This is a genomic window from Micromonospora sp. NPDC049799, from assembly GCF_040656655.1.
Taxonomy (GTDB): Bacteria; Actinomycetota; Actinomycetes; order Mycobacteriales; family Micromonosporaceae; genus Micromonospora.
This window is the reverse complement of the sequence record NZ_JBFAMU010000598.1, coordinates 1-2799: the sequence shown is the minus strand read 5'-3', so window position 1 is coordinate 2799 and position 2799 is coordinate 1. Positions and strand designations below refer to the sequence as shown.

Here is a 2799-nt window from a genome sequence, read left to right as displayed (position 1 = left end):
CGGCGGGCGAGTCGCGCCGCCCGGTCGAGCACGCCCAGGTCGCCCTGTGGCGGACGGTGCAGGGCGACCGGGCCTGGCGGCGGCTGGAGCCGGGCCTGTGGACCTACGAGCGCACGTTCGGCACGGTGCTCGACGCGCTGGCACCGGACCTGGTCCACGCCCACGACTTCCGCATGCTCGGTGTGGCCGCCCGTGCGGTACGGCGGGCCCGCGACGCCGGCCGCGACGTCCGCCTGGTGTGGGACGCCCACGAGTGGCTGCCCGGGGCCAAGCCCCGGCGCGACAACGTGCGGTGGTTGCCCGCCCACCTGGCCTACGTGCGGGAGTACGTCGGCGCGGTCGACGCCGTGGTCACCGTGTCGGACACCCTCGCCGACCTGCTGCGCGCCGAGCACGACCTGACCGAACCGCCGACCGTGCTGCTCAACACGCCGGCGGTCACCGAGGTCCCGCCCGCCGACGCCCGGCCGGTGCCCGACCTGCGGCAGCTCTGCGGCGTCGGCCGCGACACCCCGCTGCTGGTCTACAGCGGCGCGATGGCGGTGCAGCGGGGCGTCGGCGACGTGGTGGCGGCACTGCCCCGACTGGACGGTGTGCACCTCGCGCTCGTGGCCGGGGACCCGTCCGCCGCGTACGTCCTCGAGGTGCGCGCCGCCGCCGCGCGGCTCGGTGTCGCCGACCGGGTGCACGTGGTGCCGTACGTGCCGCACGGGCAGGTCTCGGCGTTCCTCGGCGCGGCCGACGTCGGGCTGATCCCCATCCACCACTGGCCGAACCACGAGATCGCCCTGATCACCAAGTTCTTCGAGTACGCGCACGCGCGACTGCCCATCGTGGTCAGCGACGTGAAGACGATGGCGGAGACCGTTCGCGCCACCGGTCAGGGCGAGGTGTTCCGGGCCCGGGACGTCACCGACCTCGTCCGCGCGATCCGCGCCGTGCTGGCCGACCCGCGGCGCTACCGGAGCGTCTACGACGGGCCGGACTCGCCGCTGCCCGGCTGGACCTGGGAGGCGCAGGCCGGTCGGCTCGACGCGCTCTACCGTCGCCTGCTCGGCAGCGCCGCCTCCTCCGGGACCAAGGCGACCCCGCGATGAGGACGCCGGACGTCAGCGTGGTGGTGGCGGTCTACAACACCATGCCGTACCTGACCCGCTGCCTGGCCTCGCTGGTCGACCAGACCATCGGACTGGACCGGTTGCAGGTCGTGGCCGTCGACGACGGGTCCACCGACCGCAGCGGCGCCGAGCTGGACCGGTTCGCGGCCCGCCACCCCGGCGTGTTCACCGTCCTCCACCAGCCGAACTCGGGCGGACCCGCCGGCCCCTTCAACCGGGGGCTGGACGTGGCCACCGGCCGGTACGTGTTCTTCGTCGGCGCCGACGACCACCTGGGCCGCGACGCCCTGCGCCGGCTGGTCGAGGCGGCCGACGAGTGGCGGTCCGACGTGGTGCTGGGCAAGGTCGTCGGCGTCAACAGCCGGCACATCTACCAGGACATCTTCGCCCGTACCGAACCGGACCTGGACCTGTTCGACTCGCCGCTGCCCCGGTCGCTGGCCAACACCAAGCTGTTCCGCCGGGAGCTGCTGGAACGGCACCGGATCCGCTACCCGGAGAGCATGCCGATCGGCAGCGACCTGCCGTTCACGCTGGAGGCCTGCTACCGGGCGCGGCGCATCTCGGTGCTGGCCGACTACGAGTACTACCACGCCGTCCGCCGGTTCAGCGGCACCAACATCACCTACCTGAGCCGGCACGCGGACCGGCTGCGCACGGTCGAGGCGACCACCGCGTTCGTCGCCGACCTGATCGCCCCCGGCAAACAGCGCGACGCGGTGCTGGCCCGCCGCTTCGACCACGAGATCGCCAAGCTGCTCGAGGACGACCTGCTCCGCCTGGACCGGGAGACCCAGCAACTCGTGCACGCCGGCGTGGGCCGGCTGGTCGCCGCGTACCTGACCGACGACATCGCGCTCCAGCTCAACGCGGAGACCCGCATCCGGTTCGCGCTGACCCGCGACGGCACACTGGACGACCTGCTCGCCGTCATCCGGCAGGACGCCCGGACGGGCGTGCCCGCCACCGTCGTCGACGGCGACCGGCGGTACGCCGCGTACCCCGGCTTCCGGGCTCCGGGCCGCAGCGTGCCCGACTCCTGCTTCGACGTGACGACCGCCCCGGACTGGGCCGTGAAGCTCGACGTCACGGCGTTGGCCTGGGAGACCGACGCCCGGGGGGAGCGGATCCTCGCGATCACCGCCGGCACGCCGGTGCCGGACCTGACGGCCCTGGGCGTCGACCGGATCAGCGTCAGCGCCGAGGAGATCCCGGGGGAGACGGAGGAGCTCGCGGCCGGTCCGGACGGTACGACGCTGCGGATTCGCTTCCGGGCCGCCGACCTGCTCGCCGGCGCCGGGCCCACCGGGCGGCGCCGGGCCGTATCAGCCCAGCTCGGTGCCTTCGACCCCGGCCTCGCGCAGGGCGCCAACCGGGCCACCGGCGCGGGCGGTTCCACCGCGCTGCGCGCCCCCCGCCTGCGCGCGACCGCGCCGCTGCTGCGCCGGAGAGGCACCCGCCTGTACGTGATCACCCCGGTCCTCGACGAGTCGGGCCGCCTGATGATCTCGGTGGTGCCGGTAACGCCGAACCGGATCATGGCCCAGATCCGCCGAACCCTCCGCCGCCCCCACTGATCTCCCACCCCACCCCACCCCACCCCTCGCGCTCCAGCCCCCTCTCCGCCGCGATCTTGCAGTTTCGGTCGCTTGTATGTCCTCTTTGTGGCCTATGCCGCGAC

At 74.0% G+C, this 2799-nt stretch carries 2 protein-coding genes; both read left to right on the top strand.

Annotation, left to right across the window (positions count from 1 at the left end; genetic code table 11):
* Positions 1-1097 (top strand): glycosyltransferase family 4 protein (locus AB0I76_RS26955; RefSeq protein WP_357041049.1); only part of this gene is annotated, 1097 nt, incomplete at its 5' end.
* Entirely contained in the window at positions 1094-2695 is a 1602-nt protein-coding gene (locus AB0I76_RS26950) for a glycosyltransferase (protein ID WP_357041046.1), read from the top strand. The genes AB0I76_RS26955 and AB0I76_RS26950, both read left to right, overlap by 4 nt.
* Positions 2696-2799: the final 104 nt, after the last annotated feature.